Origin of the sequence: Stenotrophomonas sp. G4 (assembly GCF_003428825.1) — a bacterium.
Lineage (GTDB): Bacteria > Pseudomonadota > Gammaproteobacteria > Xanthomonadales > Xanthomonadaceae > Stenotrophomonas > Stenotrophomonas indicatrix.
Window position 1 is genome coordinate 109,123 of record NZ_CP031741.1, and the last position, 17,668, is coordinate 126,790.

Below are 17,668 nucleotides of genomic sequence, written 5' to 3' on the forward strand. Positions count from 1 at the left end.
CACGAGCGGCGCACGCCGCCCCCGGTACTGCGGCGCACGCGCCCCGGTAGTGCCGGCCGCTGGCCGGCAACCCCCACCCTCCCGAGGAGACCTGCATGGCCACCACCAAGAAGACCCCCGCCCGCCGCAAGGCATCGCCGAAGGTACGCAAAGGCACCCAGGCAGCGCCCGCCGCCGCCGAAGCCACCACGTCCGAGCGCCCGCGCGTGGTGAAGACCGCCACCCGCAAGGCCGCCGCTTCCGATCCGCGCGCGGCGCGTGTCGCAGCACGGCAGCGACGCCTGCAGGACCAGGAGAAAGCGAAGGATGTACGCGCGGCAAAGAAGGCGACAAAAAAGAAGACCGCCACCCAGGCCGGACCGCGCCATCAGCCGGAGAAGATGCCGGCGCAGCAGCTGGCCAAGCCCGGCCATGAGCATGCACTGGAGCTGGCCCCGCGCTTCCTCGCGCCGGATTACGTCGGCAGCGGCAAGCTGCAGGGCATGCGGGCCATCGTCACCGGTGGTGATTCCGGCATCGGCCGTGCGGTGGCGGTGCTGTTCGCCCGCGAAGGCGCCGACGTTGCCGTGCTGCATCTGGATGAAGCCAAGGACGCCGAGCTGACGCGTCAGCACGTGGAAAAAGAGGGCGGCCGCTGCGTGGTGATCGCCGGCAACGTGCGCGACCCGCGCTTCTGCGACAAGGCCGTCAAGCAGGTGGCCAAGGCGTTCGGTGGCATCGACATCCTGGTCAACAACGCGGCGTTCCAGCTGCACTGCGAGCGCCTGGAAGACCTGGAAGACGCGCACCTGCAGGAAACCCTGCAGACCAATATCGGCGGCTATATCCAGATGGCACGTGCAGTGCTGCCGCACCTGGGCGAGGGCGCCAGCATCATCAACACCGGCTCGGAAACCGGCCTGTTCGGCAGCAAGGCACTGATCGATTATTCGGCTACCAAGGGCGCGATCCATGCGTTCACCAAGGCGCTGGCCAGCCAGTTGCTGCCGCGCGGCATCCGGGTCAACTGCGTGGCGCCGGGCCCGGTGTGGACGCCGTTGAATCCGGCCGACAAGCAGGCCAAGGACGTGGCCGAGTTCGGCAAGGACAGTGACATGGGCCGGCCGGCACAGCCCGAAGAACTGTCGCCGGCCTATGTGTTCCTGGCCTCGCCGGCCTGCGCCAGCTACATCAGCGGGGTGATCCTGCCGGTGATGGGCGGGCCGCGTGGCTAGGGCGCGGAGGAGTAGAAGCCGGCGATGCGCGGTATGAACTGCTGCGGATTGGCGCCGACCAGGTTGGTCAGCAGGACAACGGCGAGGCCGCGCTCGGGATAGACGATGAAGGCCGAGCGCGCACCGCCCATGCCGCCCACCTGCAGGTCGGGTGCGGTGTTGAACACCGGCCAGCCTGCGGCCCAGTCACCGGCGCTGCCATCGTTGAGGCGCTCGGCCGTCCACATCCGCTGCACCGCGCGCTGCTCCAGCAGGCGTCCCTCCTGCAATGCTGCCAACCAGCGCGCGGTGTCATCGGCCGTGGTGAGGATGCCGCCGCCGGCCCACAGGCTGGGCGGCATGTCGTAGAACCAGTGCGACAGGCGTGGCGTTGCATCCTTTGCATCGCTGGCGCGTGGCAGGTAGCTGTACATCGTCGCCGCGTCCGGGATCAGGTCGTAGCTGTCGCCGAACGTGGTGCGTGCCATGCGCGCGGTGGAGAACTGGCCGGTGGCCAGGAAGCGTTCGTAGGGCATGCCGGATTGCCGCGCGATGATCCGCGCCAGCAGCAGGTAGTTGGTCTGGTTGTACTGGAAACGCTCGCCGGCCCTGGCCTCTGCCGGCAGCGCGCGGACCGCCTGCCATGCATCCTGTTCCGAGCCCCCACCCAGCAATCCCTCTGCATCGAGGATGTCGGGCAGGCCGGAGGTGTGGGCGAGCAGCTGGCGCACCCGCACCGCCCGCCAGCTTTCGGGCAGGTCGTCGAGATAGCGCGCGATGGGCGCGTCCAGATCCACCCGCCCGTCCTGTGCCAGCTGCGCCAGAGCGACACCGGTGAAGGATTTGGTGGCCGAGTTGAGCGGGAACCGGGTGCTGCGGGTGGCGACCACGCCGTTCTCGACGTTGGCCAGCCCATAGGTTTCCGACAGCACCACCTGGCCATCCTTGACCACCGCGATCTGCAGGCCCGGGATGCGCTGTTCCTGCATGGTCTGGCGGATGAAACGGCGGGTCTGGTCGTTGGCCTGGTCCTGGCTGGCGGATACGGCGGCGAAGGGCAGCAGGCTGATGATCATGAGCAGGGTTCGTAGCGTCTGGCGAGGCATGCGGGTTCCCGGAGGTCGGAAAGATCGGCGGCGATGACGGCTGCCGCAGGCGAAAGGCCATGGGTCGGATGCGCACCCGGCGGAAAAGGTTTAAGCCGGCTGCGCGCCCTACCGTTCGTCGGCCCATGACTTCCGGGGGGTTGACTACAGGTGTCGTCATGGCAACAGTAGCGACACGTGTAGTCAAGGGAGTGTTGTCATGCGTGGCAAGACCATCGGGGACCAGGAACTGGCCCTGCTGCAGTATGTGGATGAGCAGGCACCGGCCAGCGTCGGCGAGGTCGCCAGCGGCTATGGCGAACCGCGCGGACTGGCCCGGTCCACCGTGTTGACGATGATGGAGCGGCTGCGCGCCAAGGGTTACCTGCAGCGCAGGCAGCAGCAGGGTGTCTACCGTTACCAGCCTACCCGTGGCCCGGAGAGCGTGCTGCAGGGCGCCGTTGCCCAGTTCGTCGACAACACGCTGCAGGGCTCGGTGTCGCCATTCGTGGCGTACCTGTCGCAGCGGCAGAAGGTCAGCGACAACGAACTGGCCGAACTGGAAGCGCTGGTGGCCGAACTGCAATCGCGTCGCCAGGAGGACTGAGCCATGGATACCTCGATGTTGATTCCGATGCTGGAACGGCTGGGTTGGACCAGCTTGCAGACCGTGTTGCTGGTGGCGCTGGTGTACCTGCTGTGCCGCGCGCTGCCGGCACTGTCGGCGGCCACCCGTTGCCGGTTGTGGTGGCTGGTGTCGCTGCAGGCGGTGGTCGGTCTGTTGTGGAGCCAACCGCTGCAGCTGGCCTGGTTGCCCGCACCCGATGCGGTGGCCATGACGACCGTGGATCTTGCGGCGGACGCGATATATACGATGGCACCGGAGGCATCGGCGCACCTGCTGGCGAACACGCCGATGGGTGATGTCGGCAGCACCCCGGTGGCTTGGTGGGCGTTGGCCCTGGCCGCGCTGTGGATGTCCGGCGTACTGCTGATGGCGTTGCGGACCTTCGGCGAATGGCGCCGTTGCCGTGCGCTGCTGGCGGCGTCGTATCCGTGCGAGGACCAGGCGCTGGTGCAGGCGCTGCAGCTGGCCTCGGATGCGCACGGCCTGCGCCGCGCGCCGCGCCTGTGGATGAGCGACCAGGTGGACGCGCCGCAGCTGGTCGGGCCGTTCCGTCCGGTGCTGCTGCTGCCGGCGGGAATGAACGCGCTGCAGGGCGATGCGCTGGACCTGGCGCTGACCCACGAGCTGCAGCACCTGCAGCGTCGTGACCTGCAGTGGGGGCTGCTGCCTGCCTTGGCCCAGCACCTGTTCTTCTTCCATCCGCTGCTGCGCCTGGCCGTGCGCGAATACGCCCAGGCCCGCGAGGAAGCCGTGGATGCGGCGGTGGTCGGCCAGCACGGTGCCAGCCGCCATGCCTATGGCCGGTTGCTGCTGCAGCTGGGCGTGGCGCCGCAGCCACACCTCGGCGTGGCCAGCGCAGCGCCCAGCACCACCAGCCTCAAGCGCCGCCTGCTGTCGCTGCAGTCGCACCGGGCGTGCCCGCGCCTGCTGGCCGTCGGCTTGACCCTGGTTGTATTGGCCGTGGGAGTGGCGCCGATGCGGCTGGTGGCCGCGCCGGTCCCGCCTGCACCGCCTGCACCGTCGCGCGCTGTGCCCGCGCCGCCGCCGCCGCCCGCAGCACCCCAGCACCGGCAGCGCCGCCTGCCGCAGCGGTACCGGCAGAGCCGGCCGACTGGGCCGAGCCGGCAGAACCCGCCGAGCCTGAGGAACCTGCCGACGTCAATGAAGGCGAGGAGCAGGACGCAGGCACCCATGCGCACTCGCAGACCACCATCGTCACCCATGGCCAGCTGGATCTGGGTACGCCGCCACAGCAGGCCTTTGTCCTCGTCGATCATGGCCAGGCGTTCGCCAATGCCGGCATGGACGATGTGATGCAGGCGCGCAGCCGGCTTGGTGACGGCCCGGCACTGTGGTTCCGCCAAGGCGACAAGCGCTACGTGGTGCGCGATCCGATGCTGATCCAGTCGTTGCAGCGTGCCTATGCCGGCGCCGTCGACCTGAGCCGCCAGCAGAGTGAACTGGGGCGCCAGCAGAGTGTGCTGGGTCGTCAGCAGGGCCAGCTCGGCCGCGAGCAGGGCGAGCTGGGCAGGCTGCAGGGCGAAGAGGCGCGTGAGATCGCCCTCGCCGCCGCACGGGCTGCACGCAGTGCGATCAACGATCGCGACATCAATCGCGAAGCGGCAGCCGAAGCGGCGCGGGCTACACGCGGCGCGGTGGATGATGCGGCGATTGCACGCAAGGCTGCGGCCGAAGCACAGCGCGCATCACAGGTTGCCCGCAACCAGGCGCTGCAGTCCGAGCGTAGCCGCGAGATGAGCCGACTCGCCAGCCAGCAGGCCGCGCTGGGAAGCCAGCAGGCGGCACTGGGCAGTCAACAGGCCGCGTTGGGTGAGCGCCAGGCACGGCTGCAGGCACAGGCAGCGAAGCAGGCAGAGCAGGTCATCGCGCGTGCGCTGGCCAGCGGCAAGGCCGAGCGGCTCTGACAGAGCGGTAGCGCCGGGCCATGCCTGGCGCCCGCAGCGGCGCGTATGCGAATGGAATCCGCCGGGCAGGGCCCGGCGCTACCCCATCAGCCGCAGCTGGCACGTTCGATGCGGTTCTGTGCGTCCACCTGCACCGTTACCCGGTCTTGGCGGAAGTCCATGGTCACCGCCATGCCCGGCTTCACCACGCGTGCGTTGCGCGCGCCACTGTCGGCCACCAGCTTCTTCATCGTTGCTTCGTCGGCGATCTTGCCGGTGAATGCGTCCAGCGCCTCGGGGCGGCACTCCTGCGGACCATCGGACACCTTGGCCGGCAGGCTGCCGGCATCGGCAGAGGCGTTGCCACCGGCATGGCTGCAGGCCGCCAGCGGCAGGGTGGCTGCAAGCAGCAACAGGGGGGATCGACGCATGGCAGTACTCCTGGGTGGTGTTCAGTAGCGGCAGTGTCGCCGAGCCCTGTGTCAGTGATGTCAACGCGGCCTGGATCCGCCCTCTCCGTTCATCCGCTTACCAGCGCCAGGGTTTCCCGTTCGCGCTGCTCTTCCCGCACCAACCGCTGCAGCAGCAGGGCCAGGGTCACCACGTCCTGGTGGTTGTGGTCGGCCACCCGGCGCAGATTCAGCGCATCGCCGCCCCGCAGGAAGCGCAGCCATGCGGCGGGTGCTTCCGAGCCGGGCAGATCATCTTCACGCACCACGCGCAGCAGTTGCCGCTCGATGGTGGACAGCTTGCAGTTCTCCCACGTTCCGCGGTAACGGCGGCGGGTGGGATACAGCAGGTCGACATGGTCCAGCGCGGTGATGGGATCGGCCTGGCGGGCCAGCCGATAGCGTGTCTTCAGCAGTGGGGCGTCGTAGCTGCGGCCGTTGTAGCTGCAGAACACGGTATGCGGCTGCAGCCAGCTGGCGAAGGCGGCCAGCATCGCTTCCTCGGCAGCCATCGTCGACATCAGCAGCTGGCGGATGCGCAGGCCTTCGCCACGCTGCGGGCACACATGCCAGTCGGCCGCGCCGATCATGAAGGCGCGGGTGCCGGTGCCGCCGGCCAGGCCGGTGGTCTCGGTATCGAAGAACAGCAGGTCACGCGCAGCCACGTGCTCACCCTCGCGCTTGGCGAAGGCCAGCGACAGCGGCATGGCGGGAATCGGCTGCGGCAGCAGTGACTCGATCAGGAACAGGCCGGGCGCAATCTCGTTGCCGGGCAGTTGGCGATCCTGCGCGCTGGCGCGTGCCGGCGCAGGGCCACCCCGCGAGCGCATGCCGAGCAGGCGATGCAGGCTGCCGACCTCGGGCCGTCGCAGTGTCGCCGGCGCAGGCGTGGCCATGCCGGTCGGCTTGTGGCGGATCTCCTGTTCCACCCAGGCAAACACCGAACGCTCGGCCGGTGGCTGCCGCGCATCGTTGGCGGCCACCCGTGCCGGCGGCGTCTGCTGCGTCGGCGCGGCAGGCGTGGCTGCTTTCGGGTCACCCGCCTGCTTGCGAAGCAGGCGCAGCTTGTCCAGGCTCAGGCTCACGGGGCGATCAGCTCCATCGGGTCGCGTGTGCTCACCACCACATCGGCCACCTGCTGGCAGGCGTGCGCATCGAACAGGTCGAGCACGCGCAGCGCCAGCGCACGCGGCGAGGTTTCATCCTGTTCCTGCGCGGCCAGCACCGGGCCGACGCAGGCCGGGCAACCCGCCTTGCAGTCGCAGCGCTGTACCAGTTCGCGCGCGCGCTGCACCAGCTCGGCCTGGCGCTGCCACAGCGGCTCGCTCAGGCCGACGCCACCGGGGAAGTTGTCGTACAGGTATACGGTCGGCACGAATTCCTGCAGCAGTTCCACCGCGCCAGGCTCGCCATCGCTGCCCCGCAGCTGGCCGCGCCCGCTCTGGTCGGCAATCGCGATCCAGGTGCCATCGCCGTTGCCCACCGACTTCTGCAGGTCGCGCGCATCGGCCATCACTGCCACGGTGGCAACGATGTGCAGTGCATAGGCGGCGCCGAGGAACCCATCCAGCGCATCCTGCTTGCTGGCGAAGGCGCGCAGCAGCAGCGCCTGCGGCAGCTGCCACCACACCGCGGTGGTGTGCAGTTCCTGGTCGGGCAGGTTGACCGGGCCGTAGCCGATGTTCTCGTGGGTGTAGTAGCGGATCTTCTTGTAACCGGCCACGCGGCGCACCACGTGCACTTCGCCATGGTGCGAATCACCACGGCCGGCCACGCCACCATCGAAACGGTCCAGCACCTTGAGCTTGGTGAAGTCGATGCTGTCGGTGTAGTAGTCCACGTGGGTGCGGGTGACGTAGGCCTTGCGGCCTTCCCAGTCCAGCGTTTCCACCTGGTAGGGCGTGGACTGCACCATGTGGATGGCGCCTTCGTACAGGGTCAGCGCTGCAGCGGAGTAGTCCACTTCGGCGATGATCTGCTGGCGGCCATCGCTGCGGTCGACCACCACGAAGTTGCCGTCGGCCACCGCGCGCAGGCTGACCGCGTTGGCCGGATAGCTGTCGGCGATCCACTCCCAGCGTTCGCCTTCGCGGTGGATGACCTCGGTTTCGGCCAGTGCTTCCAGGAACACCTCAGGATCGATCGGGCCGAAGCCATCGCCGACCCGGAACGGCAGTTCGAACGCCGCGCAGCGGATGTGATCGAACAGGATCAACGGCTGGTCGGGCGCGATGCGTGCGTGTTCCGGCGACGCCTCGGCGAAGAAGTCCGGATGGCGCACCACGTACTGGTCCAGTGGCTGCGAACTGGCCACCATCACGCCGAGTGCGGGCTGCTGGCGGCGTCCGGCGCGGCCGAAGCGTTGCCAGGTGGCAGCCACGCTGCCGGGATAACCGTTGAGGATCACCACATCCAGGCTGCCGATATCCACGCCCAGTTCCAGCGCCGAGGTGCTGACGATGCCGTCGATGTTGCCGGCACGCATCGCACGCTCGGTCTCGCGGCGCTCGGTGGGCAGGTAGCCGCCACGGTACGCGCGGATGCGCGGTGGCTTGCGCGGATCGTGATCGAAGATGTCCTTCAGGTACTTGGTCAGCACCTCCACCATCAGCCGGGTCTGCGCGAACACCAGCGTCTTCAGCCCGGACTTGATCGCGATGCGGGCGATGCGGTTGCTCTGCGAGCGCGCCGAGGCACGCAGGCCCAGGTCGGGGTTGATCACCGGCGGATTCCACAGCAGCACCTGCTTCGGCCCGCTGGGTGCACCGGATTCGGTGATGGCGGTGACCGGTGCTTCGATCAGCGCCTCGGCATGCGCCTGCGGGTTGCCGATGGTGGCCGAGCACAGGATGAACTGCGGTTGCACCCCGTAGAACGCGCAGATGCGCTTGAGCCGGCGCAGCACGTTGGTGACATGGCTGCCGAACACGCCGCGATAGGTGTGTACTTCGTCGATGACGATGTAGCGCAGGTTTTCGAAGAACTGCGCCCACTTGGTGTGATGCGGCAGTATCGCCTGGTGCAGCATGTCCGGGTTGGAGACCACGATGTCGCCATGCAGGCGGATCGCCTGCCGCGCGTCGCCGGGGGTGTCGCCGTCGAAGGTGAAGGCCTTCACCCCGAGGTCGCCGGCGCGGTTGAGCTCCAGCAGTTCGGCCACCTGGTCCTGGGCCAGTGCCTTGGTGGGGAACAGGTACAGCGCCTTGGCCTTGTCCTGCATGGCGGCGCTGACCACCGGCAGGGTGTAGCACAGCGACTTGCCGCTGGCGGTGGGGGTAACGATGGCGACGTGGTCGCCACGCTGGCTGGCCTCCCATGCCTCGGCCTGGTGGCTGTAGAGCTGCTCGATGCCGCGTGCCTTCAGCGCGGCGGCCAGCGCCGGTGGCACCGACGCGGGAATCGGCGCATAGCGGCCTTCGCGGCCGGGAATGGCGAAGCTGCCGGTGATGCGATCCTGGTAGCGGCGCTGCAGGCGTGCACTGAGCAGTGCGCCATCGCGCGCGGGCAGGCCATCGCGGGTGGCGAGCTGCTGCTCCGCATCGGCGGTGCGCTTGGCGAGTTCGTAAGCCATGGGAAGTCGATTTTCAGGGGTTCACATGGCAACACAGATGGATCTCAGCATGTGAGACGCCGCGACGGGGTGGCATGAATCATTCAGTGCCGGGGGCAGGGCGCGCCTTGAGCGCGGCGCCAAGTGCGGCAGTGCGGCTGACGGACCGACGAACACACACGACGAGCATCAGCACGTGCCAGCCCGCCGCCAACAGCGCGAACAGCTGCCAATGGAGTACGCCCGGCCAGCCCAGGTCCGGCCGCTGCGGCAGGGGCAACCAGATGACGCCGAGCACTTGTAAAAGCAGCAGCAGGCCGAGCCAGGCCAGGTGCCAGAACCCCCCGCTGGTCGGGTAGCGCAGCCGGTCGCTAGCCAGGCACCATCCTGGTCCCGCGGCCAGCACCTTGCCATCACAGGCGCGTACATCCAGGCGCATCGAGCGCCCCGTGGAAAATCCCGCGACGTTCACCCACTCCCATGGAAGTTGCACGCGCAGGTCCTTGCCCAGCAGCCACGCCTGCGATGTCTGTCCGTTCCGCTGGTATGCGCGCAGGCGCCCCTGCACCTGCAGCACGCGCTGTGCCGTCGCAGGGGCACTGCGGCGCGGTCGACCCAGCCAGAACCCCAGGCCGGCAATGGCGAGCAGGGGCACTCCTGACAGGTAGCTGACATCACGCGGCAGGGGCAGGCAGAGCAGGCCGGACGCATCGGCAGCGGCCCATAGCGCCAGCACCGCGATCAACAGCGCGGACGGGCGCAACCCGGGTCCGCGTCGCATCGCGACTTCTTCCGGTGTCTCGAGACGCTCGCCCCGGATCCGGCTGGCGGCTGCAACCGGTCGCATTGCGGCCACATGGAATCCATTGAGACGCACCACAACGGCCCAGCGTTCGCTCAGCACCACTTCGGCGTCATTGTCCACAGCAAGGTGTGTGCATGCCTGCCGCGGCAGCAGCACGGGAATGCTGCCCAGCAGACCGTCGCAGACCGGGTAGTGGCGGCTGACGGCGCCTCCGGTGAACGTTCCGCGCAGTACCTGCACCTGGTCGCCATGGACGCAGCCGGTCAGTGCGCGCACCGTTGCCAGCGCCGCGTGTTCATCGGCATCCAGCGTTCGCAGCGCGCTGCTCCGGCGCAGCAATGCCAATCCGGTGCGGACGCGGGACGTCCATTCGGCAACGGCGGCAACAATCATCGCCAGCAGCAGTGCGAGTACGACCAGCAGCGCAGCGCGGGACATCAGCGGCTGAACCGCTGCAGCGACATGGAGGTGGAGGGCGGTGCCATGGTCGACAGGGGTAGCGGGAAATACCGCAGCTTGTCGGCCCAGCGTCCTGATGGGAATGACGATTGTTGCAAACGTCGGCGCACCGGCCGGGTCCGGTGATGCGCGACACACCCTGAACGCCCACATGGTTGCCAACGAAATCTGAAGCCTGCATCCGTATCCTCGACACTTGGACGCAACAGGCAAGGGCGGATGGCTGTGGCAAAACGCGCAACGCAGGGAGCACTTCTGGCCAGCATGCTGCTGGCGGGCATCGTGCAGGCGCAGCAGCCGGCACCTGCGGCCGTGCCCGCGCCTGGTCCCGTACCGGCACCCACTACGCCGCCCGCCGCTGATGACATGCCTGTCGTCGCTGCGCCTGCGCAGGGGGATGTCACCACGCTGGGTGAAGTGCGTGCGCTGAAACCCGAAGACGACCAGCCCCTGGACCTGTACCGCTTCAAGAACCCGATGCGCGCGGAGAACAACCGCTTCAGCCGCGACTGGAGCGAGCCGCCGTCGCCCGAACAGGTCAGCATGGGCGGCGGTTACATCATGATGGGCGTGGTCAAGGGTGTGATGGCCGCGGCCAAGGGCCTGAACAAGATCACCGGCGGCCCGGACCAGATCCAGTCGGCCATCGCGCGGCCGCCCCCGCAACTGAGCGCCGAGCAGCAACGCCGCGCGCTGCAGTTCTGCGCCCAGCAGGATGGTTGCGGCGCGCCGCCGGAGAAGTAGGCGGTATCCTGCGGGCCTTCCCTTCGAGGCTGCCTGGATGCCGCTGCGTACCCTGTTCCTGCTTGCAACGCTGAGCCCGCTTGCCGCGTCCGCCAGCGACCTGGCCGATGGCGGTTCGTGCCGCAATGGCGCGTTCCCTTCGGAACAATCGGGCTTTGCCCTGGCCAAGGTGGTGGATACGCCGCGCCTGTACCTGCTGGGCGACATGGACGGCTGCCCGGCCAAGGGCGAACCCGCCTGCCGCCAGCGCAGCTACGTGGTGAGTGGCGACACGGTGGTGACCGGGCGCGATCTTGGCCGCTACCGCTGCGCGTTCTTCCCGAACAAGGTGGGTGGCAGCGCAGGCTGGGTGGATCGCAGCAAGCTGCAGGCGTTGCCGGTGCCCGCGCCGACGCTGCAGGCGTGGTCGGGTGACTGGAAGGATGGAGACAACGGCCTGAAGATCCGCGTACACGGCAACCAGCTGCAGGTGGAAGGCGACGCCTACTGGCCCTCGGCCAATCCATCGCCGGAGGTTCGTCCCTATGGGCCGAACATCGGCGCGGTGAGCGCGCAGGCAGTACCGCGTGGTGCCCAGGTCGACTTCGTCGAGGACAGCTGCACGGTGCACGCGCAGCTGCTGGGCGATGTGCTGCTCGTGGCCGACAACAGCGAGTGCGGCGGCATGAACGTGCGCTTCAATGGTGTGTACCGCCGCAGGTAGATCCACGCCATGCGTGGAGGAAACGCGCGGACGGCCCGCCGCCAACCGAGGTGGGCATCTACCCTGCACGGCATCAGTAGATCCACGCCATGCGTGGATGGTGTTCGCGACTCAATCGGTGGGGTCAGAGCCCTTTCGCACGCGAAAGGGATCCGACCCCGGATCAGCGCCGGCGCTCCAGCCACCACAGCAGCGATGCGCACAGCACGAATGCCAGCCACCACGGCCAGCGCGGTCCCGGCACGCGCTGGCTCGCCTGCGCGGTTGCCGGCGCCGCAGTGGCCAGCCGCTGCGCGGTGGCATCCATCATCGCCTGCCGGTGCAGGGCAGGGGCCTGCTTCGGATCGAACACGTAACGCCACTGGGTGCGGTCGCCGTGCTGCAGGCGCTGCCAACCGGCCTGGCGCGGCCACCAGCCCGCGCATCGTGCTGTGCCGGTGGTGCTGTCGACGATCAGCGGCACGCCATCGCCGCGTGCGTCGAAGGCCCGCAGAGGTGCCTGCACGCCGCACAGCGACTGCCGTTCGCCGGCCCAGGCCAGTGCCTGTGTCGACCATGGAACTTCGGTCCCCACCTGCGCGCGTGCGAGGGTGGCGAACGCCGTGCTCCACAACTCGCCGTGGCGATCCTCGCGACCGGCCAGTACCCAGCGCCAGCTGTCAGTGATCGGCAGCAGCCCGATGCGCCCCTTGCCGACGGCGCGCCACCCACCGATGGGCTTGCCGTCGCGATCCTGCAGCAGGGGGCGGCTGTCGGCTGCCTGCAGCGCCAGATATTCCAGCGCCGGCAGCGGCGCGGCGTGCGACGCGCGGTCGGCGTCTTCGCCATCGGCGGTGGGCAGGGTGCCGGCGGCAAGCGGCCCGCGACGTGCCTGCAGCATCGTTGCGTCACCCTCGCCGGGCATCGCCGCAACCTGGCTGCTGGCATCGCCCTGCACGGGCAGGCCGAGATCGCGCAGGCGTTGCCGTGCGCTGGCTGATGGCGCGCCGGTACTGCGCACCAGCAGGCCCAGGCCATCGCGCAGGGCCTGGCGCACGGCCGCCAGCTGAGCGGCACCGAGCGCGGCCAGGCTGCGTTCGTCGAGCAGCAGCAGATCGCTGCGCGCCAGCGTGGACGCGTCCAACGCCACGTTGCCGTCGCCCAGGCTGAGGCCTGCGCCGGTCTCGGCCTGCACCTGCACGCGGATGCCGGCATCGGTGGCCCAGCGGCGCAGGTACTTCAGTTCGGCGCCGGGGGCAGCCGAGCGCACCAGCAGGCGCAGCGGAGCGGCGGCCAGTGTCTGCTGCGGCACCGGCACACTGTCGGCGACATGGCCCTGCGCATCCAGCAGGCGCAGCTGGAACACGCTGCGGCCTTCGGCGCGGGCGATGCCGCTGAGCTGTACACGGCCGTCCGCCGCCAGCGGTGCACGATCAACCACGGCACCGGCCGGGTCCAGCAGTTCGGCCTGCGCGCGGTCTACGCCGCGTGCCTGTGCGTGCACGTCGAAGCGCGCACCGGGAGCGGTGTCCACGGGCGGCTGCAGGGCGATCCATCCGTTGGCTGCAGGGGCCGCCTGCCAGCGCGTGTCGGCGGGCAGCACGGCATCGCGGTCACGCGCGGCCAGGCCGGCACCGACCAGTGTCACCGTGGAGGACCGATAGCGGCGCAGTGCGGTCGCCAGGTCCGGCACGCGCGCTGCACCGGCCATATCGGTTGCTTCCGGCAACAGCACCCGGGTGCCGCCGGTCGGCAGTGCACCGGTCCTGTCGGCCCCGGCGCCGATCACCACCAGGCCGGCCAGGGAAGCGCGCTGTGAGGGCGGCAGCAGGCAGACGTACAGCAGCGCAGCGGCGGCCGCCTGCAGCGTGAGCACGGCGATAAGACGGCCGCGCCCTCGCGTGGGCGAACGCAGCTGGCGTGCACTGGCGACGAGCACGATCAGCGCCAGCGCCACTGCGACCCACACGTTCAATGCCGATGTGCTCATGGCTGTGCGTCCAGCGCGTCGAGGTAGCGCTGCCCCATGGCATCGGCCGCACGGCGTCGCATCACCTGCGGCAGTGGCCGCTGCAGTGCGCGCCACAGCTGCGCGCGCAGGCGCTGCCGGCACTCGGTGCAGCCGGCGTCGATGCGTAGTTGTTCGATGGCGGCAGCCAGGTCCAGTGCATCGGGCAGGAAGGCGTTGTTGCGCTGCTGCCAGGCGGCCAGCATGTCCAGATCGGGCGTGCCGTCCTCGTCGCCCAATCGCTGCCAGGCCTCGACGACGGCCGGATCGGGCGGCGTGCGCGCGGCCAGCGGCAGGTCGCGGCTGGCCAGCCCGGCACGGTCGCCGCCCAGGCGCCGGCTCTCGTCGATCGGCGGCAGCTCCGGGCCGACGCGCGCCAGGTAGATGCGCTCGGCCTGCTGCACCTGCTTGATGAACGCCAGCGCCTTGTAGGCAAACGGCAGGGCCTGCTCGGGGCGGCCCTGGCGCAGCTCGCCTTCGGCCGACCACATCTGGTCCAGCGCGGCCTTCAAGGTGGCGCGTGTCTGCGGGTCAAGCAGTGTCGCCGCCTCGGCGTGGTCGTGGGTATGTCCGTACTCGGACAGCACGTCGGTGGCGCTGCCGAACACCGGGGGCGTGTCATTGCCGCTGGCTGCGCCAGCGTGGTCGTGGCCGTGCTCGTCGTGTGCGCCGGCCTCGGCGCCGTGACCGTGCTCATGATCGTCATCGTGTGCGTCTGCCGCCGGCGTATCGCTGGTGGGCAGGTCGCTGGTCGGCGGTGGCTTCGGCGCGCCCTCGCTTTCTTCGCCCAGGAACTGGCCGTAGCGCAGGCGCAGGATGCGCTGGTCGACGCCGATCGCGTCGCTGCGCTTGACGAAGGTATCGGCGGCTACGCTCCGGCGTTCGCGGATCAACGCCTCGGCGTCGATGATGATCTGCCGCTGGCTGCGGAAGTACGCGGGCAGGGTCTTCTTGATGCGGCCTTCCAGTTCGGCACCGAGCACGGCCTCGGCGCTGGGCAGGCGCAGGATCACGCTGCTGCTGCGGCCGATTTGTGCTGCCGGCGCGTGGTTGTCGCGCACTTCCAGTTGGGCGATCACATCGTTGCCGGGCTGTGCGCCCAGCGCGGCCAGATCAAGGGTGTGGGCAAAGCGCCGTGCTTTCGCCTCGCCGCTGCCGCTGAGCGGCACGCTGCGGCGTACGAAGGTGATGTTCTCGCCGCTGCCCTGGGTGATGGTGATCGACAGCGTCGCCCGCGCGGAGACGCCATGATCGTCGCTGGCCTCGAAGCGCAGCGTCCACTGCCGTTGCCCGGGGGTGCCCAGCACCAGGCTGGTGGCAGGCTCGATCACGCGCACCGTCGGCGCACGGTCGGCGACCACGTCGAGCCGATGCAGGCGGGTTTCGGCCAGCGCCGGTTGGCTGATCACGCGATACAGCACCGGGGTATGCGCTACGTCCTGCGCCTGCCATTCACCATTGCGCTCGCGCAACGGCAGGCGTCGACCGTCGTGGAACTGCAGCCAGGCGTTGCTGGGTGCACGGTCGAAGCGCAGTGACCAGGACAGGCGACTGTCGGCGGCGACCTTGGCGTCGAGTGCGTTCTGCGTACGCGTGGGTTGGCCGGTGTAGGCCGGTGCGTCGATGCGCAGTCGAGTGGACTGCAGGCGCAATGGATCGGCCTTGGCGCTGCTTTGCGGCGAGGCAGGCGCCGTGGGGCGCGGTGCGCCGCTGTGCGGCCAGCCCAGTGCCAGCACAGCGACGGCGATACCGCCAATCCAGCACAGCGCCACTGCCCTGCGTGGCCAGCGTGGTCGCAGCTCGGGGAGGTTGCGTTCAAGCGCAGCCAGCACGTGCGTGCGCTGGCGCTGCTGCAATGGGTTGAGCGCAGCGCCATCGGCAAACAGCAGATCGGCGCTGTCTTCGCTGGCGCCACTGGCATCGAGCCTGCGTTGCAACCAGCGTCGGTCCAGCTGCCGGGCGCGCATCGTCGCGGCGGCCGCAATGATCAGCAGGGCCACGGTCGCCACGACGCAGGCGATATCGAAACCGGACACGCGCAGCGCGAGTGCCGCTGACGCCAGCGCCCACGGCAGGCCCAGCAGCAGGGTGATCGCCGCGCGGCGCCGACGTGCGCGCTGCCATGCCTGTTGCAGCGCCTTCATGATGCAGCCCTGCGTCGCGCGCTGCTCGCCATCCAGCGCTCAAGCGCGAACAGCAGCACGATCACCAGCAGCAGCCAGGCGGTGGGTTCGCGCAGGGGCGGCGTTGCGGCGGGCAGGGGCGCCTGGCGTGGTGTCTGGTCCTGCGCATCACCCAGCTGCGGCGTTGATGGCGGTTGCAGGGTCTGCAGCAGGTCGCGCGGCAGGCCGTCATCGCGCAGTGCACTGTTGCGGGCCACGTTCCATTCGCCGGGCAGATGCAGCAGGCGGCCCTGGCCGATGCGCTGCTGCCACAGCAGCGGTGCATTGTCTGCATCGCGCAGCAGTACGGGTGCACCCGCTGGCGGTTTCGCAGCGGTCAGCACCGTGCCGCCCTGCTGCAGCCAGCGCTGCCAGGTGCCAGGCAGCGCATCGGTGGCGGTCCAGACGCCGATCTCGCCGCGGGCAGGCAAGGCGTCGTCGGCCAGGGGGGCCGCCAATGGTTGCGTGCTCCACGCGCGCTGCAACGCGCCCAGCCATTGCAGCGCAGCGGCCGGTGCATCGCTGCGCGTACGCAGGCGTGGTGCCGGGGAAGCGTGTGGCGGCGCGGTGATGGCCAGCGCGTGTGGCTGCCACTGCACCTTGCGCGACAGCTGCAGGCGGGCACCATCAAGGCCGGGCAAGGGGTCGGGTACGTGCACGGTCAGCGCGGTGCCGGCCGGCAACTGCGCGTCCAGCTCGCGCAGCAGGCTGGGCAGGGCAGCAGCGTCTGCCGGCGCGGGCTGGTCGATGGTGGGAAAGCCCGGCGCCAGCCAATGCCAGTTGCGCGCATCGGTGCTGCCGCGCAGCGCGGTCGCGTCCAGGCCCGGTGCCACCACCGTCCACGCTGCTGGCACGGGCGCAGGACCGGTCAGCGCCGGGCGCGCCAGCAGCAGGGCCAGTGCGGCCAGCAACAGCAGGCGCACCAGCAACAGCGGCCAATCATCGAAGCGGATGCGCTGCCGCGGTCGTACCTGGGCGCGCAGCCAGCGCAGCGCAGCGAAATCCAGCGGCGTGTAGGGATGACGGCGGGCGAGGTGGATCAGCAGTGGCAGCAGCCATGCGGCCAGCGCCGCCAGGCCCAGCGGGAACAGCAGGCTCATGCGCCGCCCCTGCGGCCGAACAGCGCCTGCAGCGGCTGGTCCAGCGGCTGATCCAGCCAACCGGTCGCGCAGGCGATGCCACTGGCCTGCAGGCGCGACTGCAGCGCGGCGCGCGCCTGGGCGAAGTACTGCAGGTAGTCGGCGCGGATCGCGGCGCCATCGCCGAGAAGTTCATCGCCCGTTTCCGGATCGCGGAAACGATGGCCTGCGTCGAAGGGGAAATCGCGCTCGTCGGCCGTCAGTACCTGCAGCAGCATCACCTCGCGGCGGGCGCTGGCCAGCTGCTCCAGCAGCACGATGCCCGCGTCGTCGAAGCCATCGCCGATGGCCAGCAGCAGATCGCCGGGGCGCACGCGCTCCCACAGCGGTCGCAGCCGCTCTGCGGCCGGCCATGCGCCGCGCGCCTGCAGGACATGCAGCTGCAGATGCACGCGGTCGCGCTGGCGCGCGCCATGCGCGGCTGGTACCAGCTGCAGGCCTTCGCCGTTGATCGCCAGCAGGCCGAAGCGGTCACCCTGCTGCAGCGCCAGCTCGACCACGCAGGCAGCCAGCTGCCGCATGTGATCCAGGCGGCTGCGTACGGGCGTTGTACGGTCGGACTGGCCCGCCGAGGCCGTGGCATCGAGCAGCAGCCAGACGGTGATCGGGCTTTCGCGCTCGGATTCGCGCACGAAGAAGCGGTCCGAGCGCGCATACAGCTTCCAGTCGATCTGGCGCAGTTCGTCACCGGGCTCGTAGGCGCGGTACTGGGCGAATTCCAGGCCGGCGCCGCGGCTGCGGCTGGCATGCTGGCCGATGCCGCTCGCACCGCTGGCCAGGCGTGGCCGCAGGCGCAGCGCACGCAGGCGCGCACGCAGGTCGGGTGGCAGCAGCAGCGGCGTGCCTGCGGTCACCAGTGG

The 17,668-nt window shown here is 69.7% G+C and carries 13 protein-coding genes and 1 pseudogene; 5 read left to right on the top strand and 9 right to left on the bottom strand.

Annotated features, from left to right (window positions below):
• Positions 1-95 precede the first annotated feature (95 nt).
• A complete protein-coding gene (locus D0Y85_RS00445) occupies positions 96-1,214 on the top strand; it encodes an SDR family oxidoreductase (protein ID WP_117309166.1) in 1,119 nt (372 codons plus the stop codon).
• Here D0Y85_RS00445 and D0Y85_RS00450 read toward each other — a convergent pair.
• On the bottom strand, positions 1,211-2,269 hold the full coding sequence (locus D0Y85_RS00450) for a serine hydrolase domain-containing protein (protein ID WP_117309167.1): 1,059 nt from the start codon (positions 2,267-2,269) through the stop codon (positions 1,211-1,213). The genes D0Y85_RS00445 and D0Y85_RS00450 overlap by 4 nt on opposite strands.
• Positions 2,270-2,498: 229 nt before the next feature.
• On the opposite strand from D0Y85_RS00450, the gene D0Y85_RS00455 reads away from it, so the two are divergent.
• Entirely contained in the window at positions 2,499-2,885 is a 387-nt protein-coding gene (locus tag D0Y85_RS00455) for a BlaI/MecI/CopY family transcriptional regulator (protein WP_025876036.1), read from the top strand.
• Between the two features lie 3 nt (positions 2,886-2,888).
• Positions 2,889-4,831: pseudogene (locus tag D0Y85_RS00460) on the top strand (M56 family metallopeptidase).
• Between the two features lie 86 nt (positions 4,832-4,917).
• Here the strand turns inward: D0Y85_RS00460 and D0Y85_RS00465 are convergent.
• The 4 genes from D0Y85_RS00465 to D0Y85_RS00480 all read right to left on the bottom strand — a co-directional run bounded on the left by D0Y85_RS00465 (position 4,918) and on the right by D0Y85_RS00480 (position 10,052).
• Positions 4,918-5,241: an I78 family peptidase inhibitor gene (locus D0Y85_RS00465; RefSeq protein WP_117309168.1), complete on the bottom strand. Its 324-nt coding sequence runs from the start codon at positions 5,239-5,241 to the stop codon at positions 4,918-4,920.
• Positions 5,242-5,330: 89 nt separating this feature from the next.
• Positions 5,331-6,344: a ribonuclease H-like domain-containing protein gene (locus tag D0Y85_RS00470; protein ID WP_117309169.1), complete on the bottom strand. Its 1,014-nt coding sequence runs from the start codon at positions 6,342-6,344 to the stop codon at positions 5,331-5,333.
• A complete protein-coding gene (locus D0Y85_RS00475; RefSeq protein ID WP_117309170.1) occupies positions 6,341-8,830 on the bottom strand; it encodes a DEAD/DEAH box helicase in 2,490 nt (829 codons plus the stop codon). Before D0Y85_RS00475 ends, D0Y85_RS00470 begins: the two co-directional genes overlap by 4 nt.
• 79 nt (positions 8,831-8,909) lie before the next feature.
• A complete protein-coding gene (locus tag D0Y85_RS00480) occupies positions 8,910-10,052 on the bottom strand; it encodes a hypothetical protein (protein WP_117309171.1) in 1,143 nt (380 codons plus the stop codon).
• A gap of 240 nt (positions 10,053-10,292) precedes the next feature.
• On the opposite strand from D0Y85_RS00480, the gene D0Y85_RS00485 reads away from it, so the two are divergent.
• Both D0Y85_RS00485 and D0Y85_RS00490 read left to right on the top strand, forming a co-directional pair.
• Positions 10,293-10,817, top strand: coding sequence for a hypothetical protein (locus D0Y85_RS00485; protein WP_117309172.1), 525 nt, complete (start codon positions 10,293-10,295; stop codon positions 10,815-10,817).
• Between the two features lie 37 nt (positions 10,818-10,854).
• The gene (locus D0Y85_RS00490; RefSeq protein WP_117309173.1) at positions 10,855-11,520 is read left to right on the top strand and encodes a hypothetical protein; all 666 of its coding nucleotides are present in this window, start codon (positions 10,855-10,857) and stop codon (positions 11,518-11,520) included.
• A gap of 163 nt (positions 11,521-11,683) precedes the next feature.
• Here the strand turns inward: D0Y85_RS00490 and D0Y85_RS00495 are convergent, their stop codons facing one another.
• Genes D0Y85_RS00495 through D0Y85_RS00510 form a run of 4 tightly spaced genes read right to left on the bottom strand, consistent with a single transcriptional unit; the run spans position 11,684 to position 17,662 of the window.
• Complete coding sequence (locus D0Y85_RS00495; protein WP_117309174.1) at positions 11,684-13,489, bottom strand: hypothetical protein; 1,806 nt, start codon at positions 13,487-13,489, stop codon at positions 11,684-11,686.
• Positions 13,486-15,651, bottom strand: a complete 2,166-nt coding sequence (locus D0Y85_RS00500) for a hypothetical protein (RefSeq protein WP_117309175.1) — start codon at positions 15,649-15,651, stop codon at positions 13,486-13,488. Before D0Y85_RS00500 ends, D0Y85_RS00495 begins: the two co-directional genes overlap by 4 nt.
• The gene (locus D0Y85_RS00505; protein ID WP_117309176.1) at positions 15,648-16,769 is read right to left on the bottom strand and encodes a BatA domain-containing protein; all 1,122 of its coding nucleotides are present in this window, start codon (positions 16,767-16,769) and stop codon (positions 15,648-15,650) included. Before D0Y85_RS00505 ends, D0Y85_RS00500 begins: the two co-directional genes overlap by 4 nt.
• Positions 16,766-17,662: a DUF58 domain-containing protein gene (locus tag D0Y85_RS00510; protein ID WP_117309177.1), complete on the bottom strand. Its 897-nt coding sequence runs from the start codon at positions 17,660-17,662 to the stop codon at positions 16,766-16,768. Before D0Y85_RS00510 ends, D0Y85_RS00505 begins: the two co-directional genes overlap by 4 nt.
• Positions 17,663-17,668 lie beyond the last annotated feature (6 nt).

Bases quoted from the DNA above. Each gene is read 5' to 3' on its own strand.
- D0Y85_RS00505 (WP_117309176.1), bottom strand. From the start codon at position 16,769: ATGAGCCTGCTGTTCCCGCTGGGCCTGGCGGCGCTGGCCGCATGGCTG.
- D0Y85_RS00500 (WP_117309175.1), bottom strand. From the start codon at position 15,651: ATGAAGGCGCTGCAACAGGCATGGCAGCGCGCACGTCGGCGCCGCGCG.
- D0Y85_RS00465 (WP_117309168.1), bottom strand. From the start codon at position 5,241: ATGCGTCGATCCCCCCTGTTGCTGCTTGCAGCCACCCTGCCGCTGGCG.
- D0Y85_RS00480 (WP_117309171.1), bottom strand. From the start codon at position 10,052: ATGTCCCGCGCTGCGCTGCTGGTCGTACTCGCACTGCTGCTGGCGATG.
- D0Y85_RS00475 (WP_117309170.1), bottom strand. From the start codon at position 8,830: ATGGCTTACGAACTCGCCAAGCGCACCGCCGATGCGGAGCAGCAGCTC.
- D0Y85_RS00455 (WP_025876036.1), top strand. From the start codon at position 2,499: ATGCGTGGCAAGACCATCGGGGACCAGGAACTGGCCCTGCTGCAGTAT.
- D0Y85_RS00490 (WP_117309173.1), top strand. From the start codon at position 10,855: ATGCCGCTGCGTACCCTGTTCCTGCTTGCAACGCTGAGCCCGCTTGCC.
- D0Y85_RS00485 (WP_117309172.1), top strand. From the start codon at position 10,293: ATGGCTGTGGCAAAACGCGCAACGCAGGGAGCACTTCTGGCCAGCATG.
- D0Y85_RS00495 (WP_117309174.1), bottom strand. From the start codon at position 13,489: ATGAGCACATCGGCATTGAACGTGTGGGTCGCAGTGGCGCTGGCGCTG.
- D0Y85_RS00450 (WP_117309167.1), bottom strand. From the start codon at position 2,269: ATGATCATCAGCCTGCTGCCCTTCGCCGCCGTATCCGCCAGCCAGGAC.
- D0Y85_RS00445 (WP_117309166.1), top strand. From the start codon at position 96: ATGGCCACCACCAAGAAGACCCCCGCCCGCCGCAAGGCATCGCCGAAG.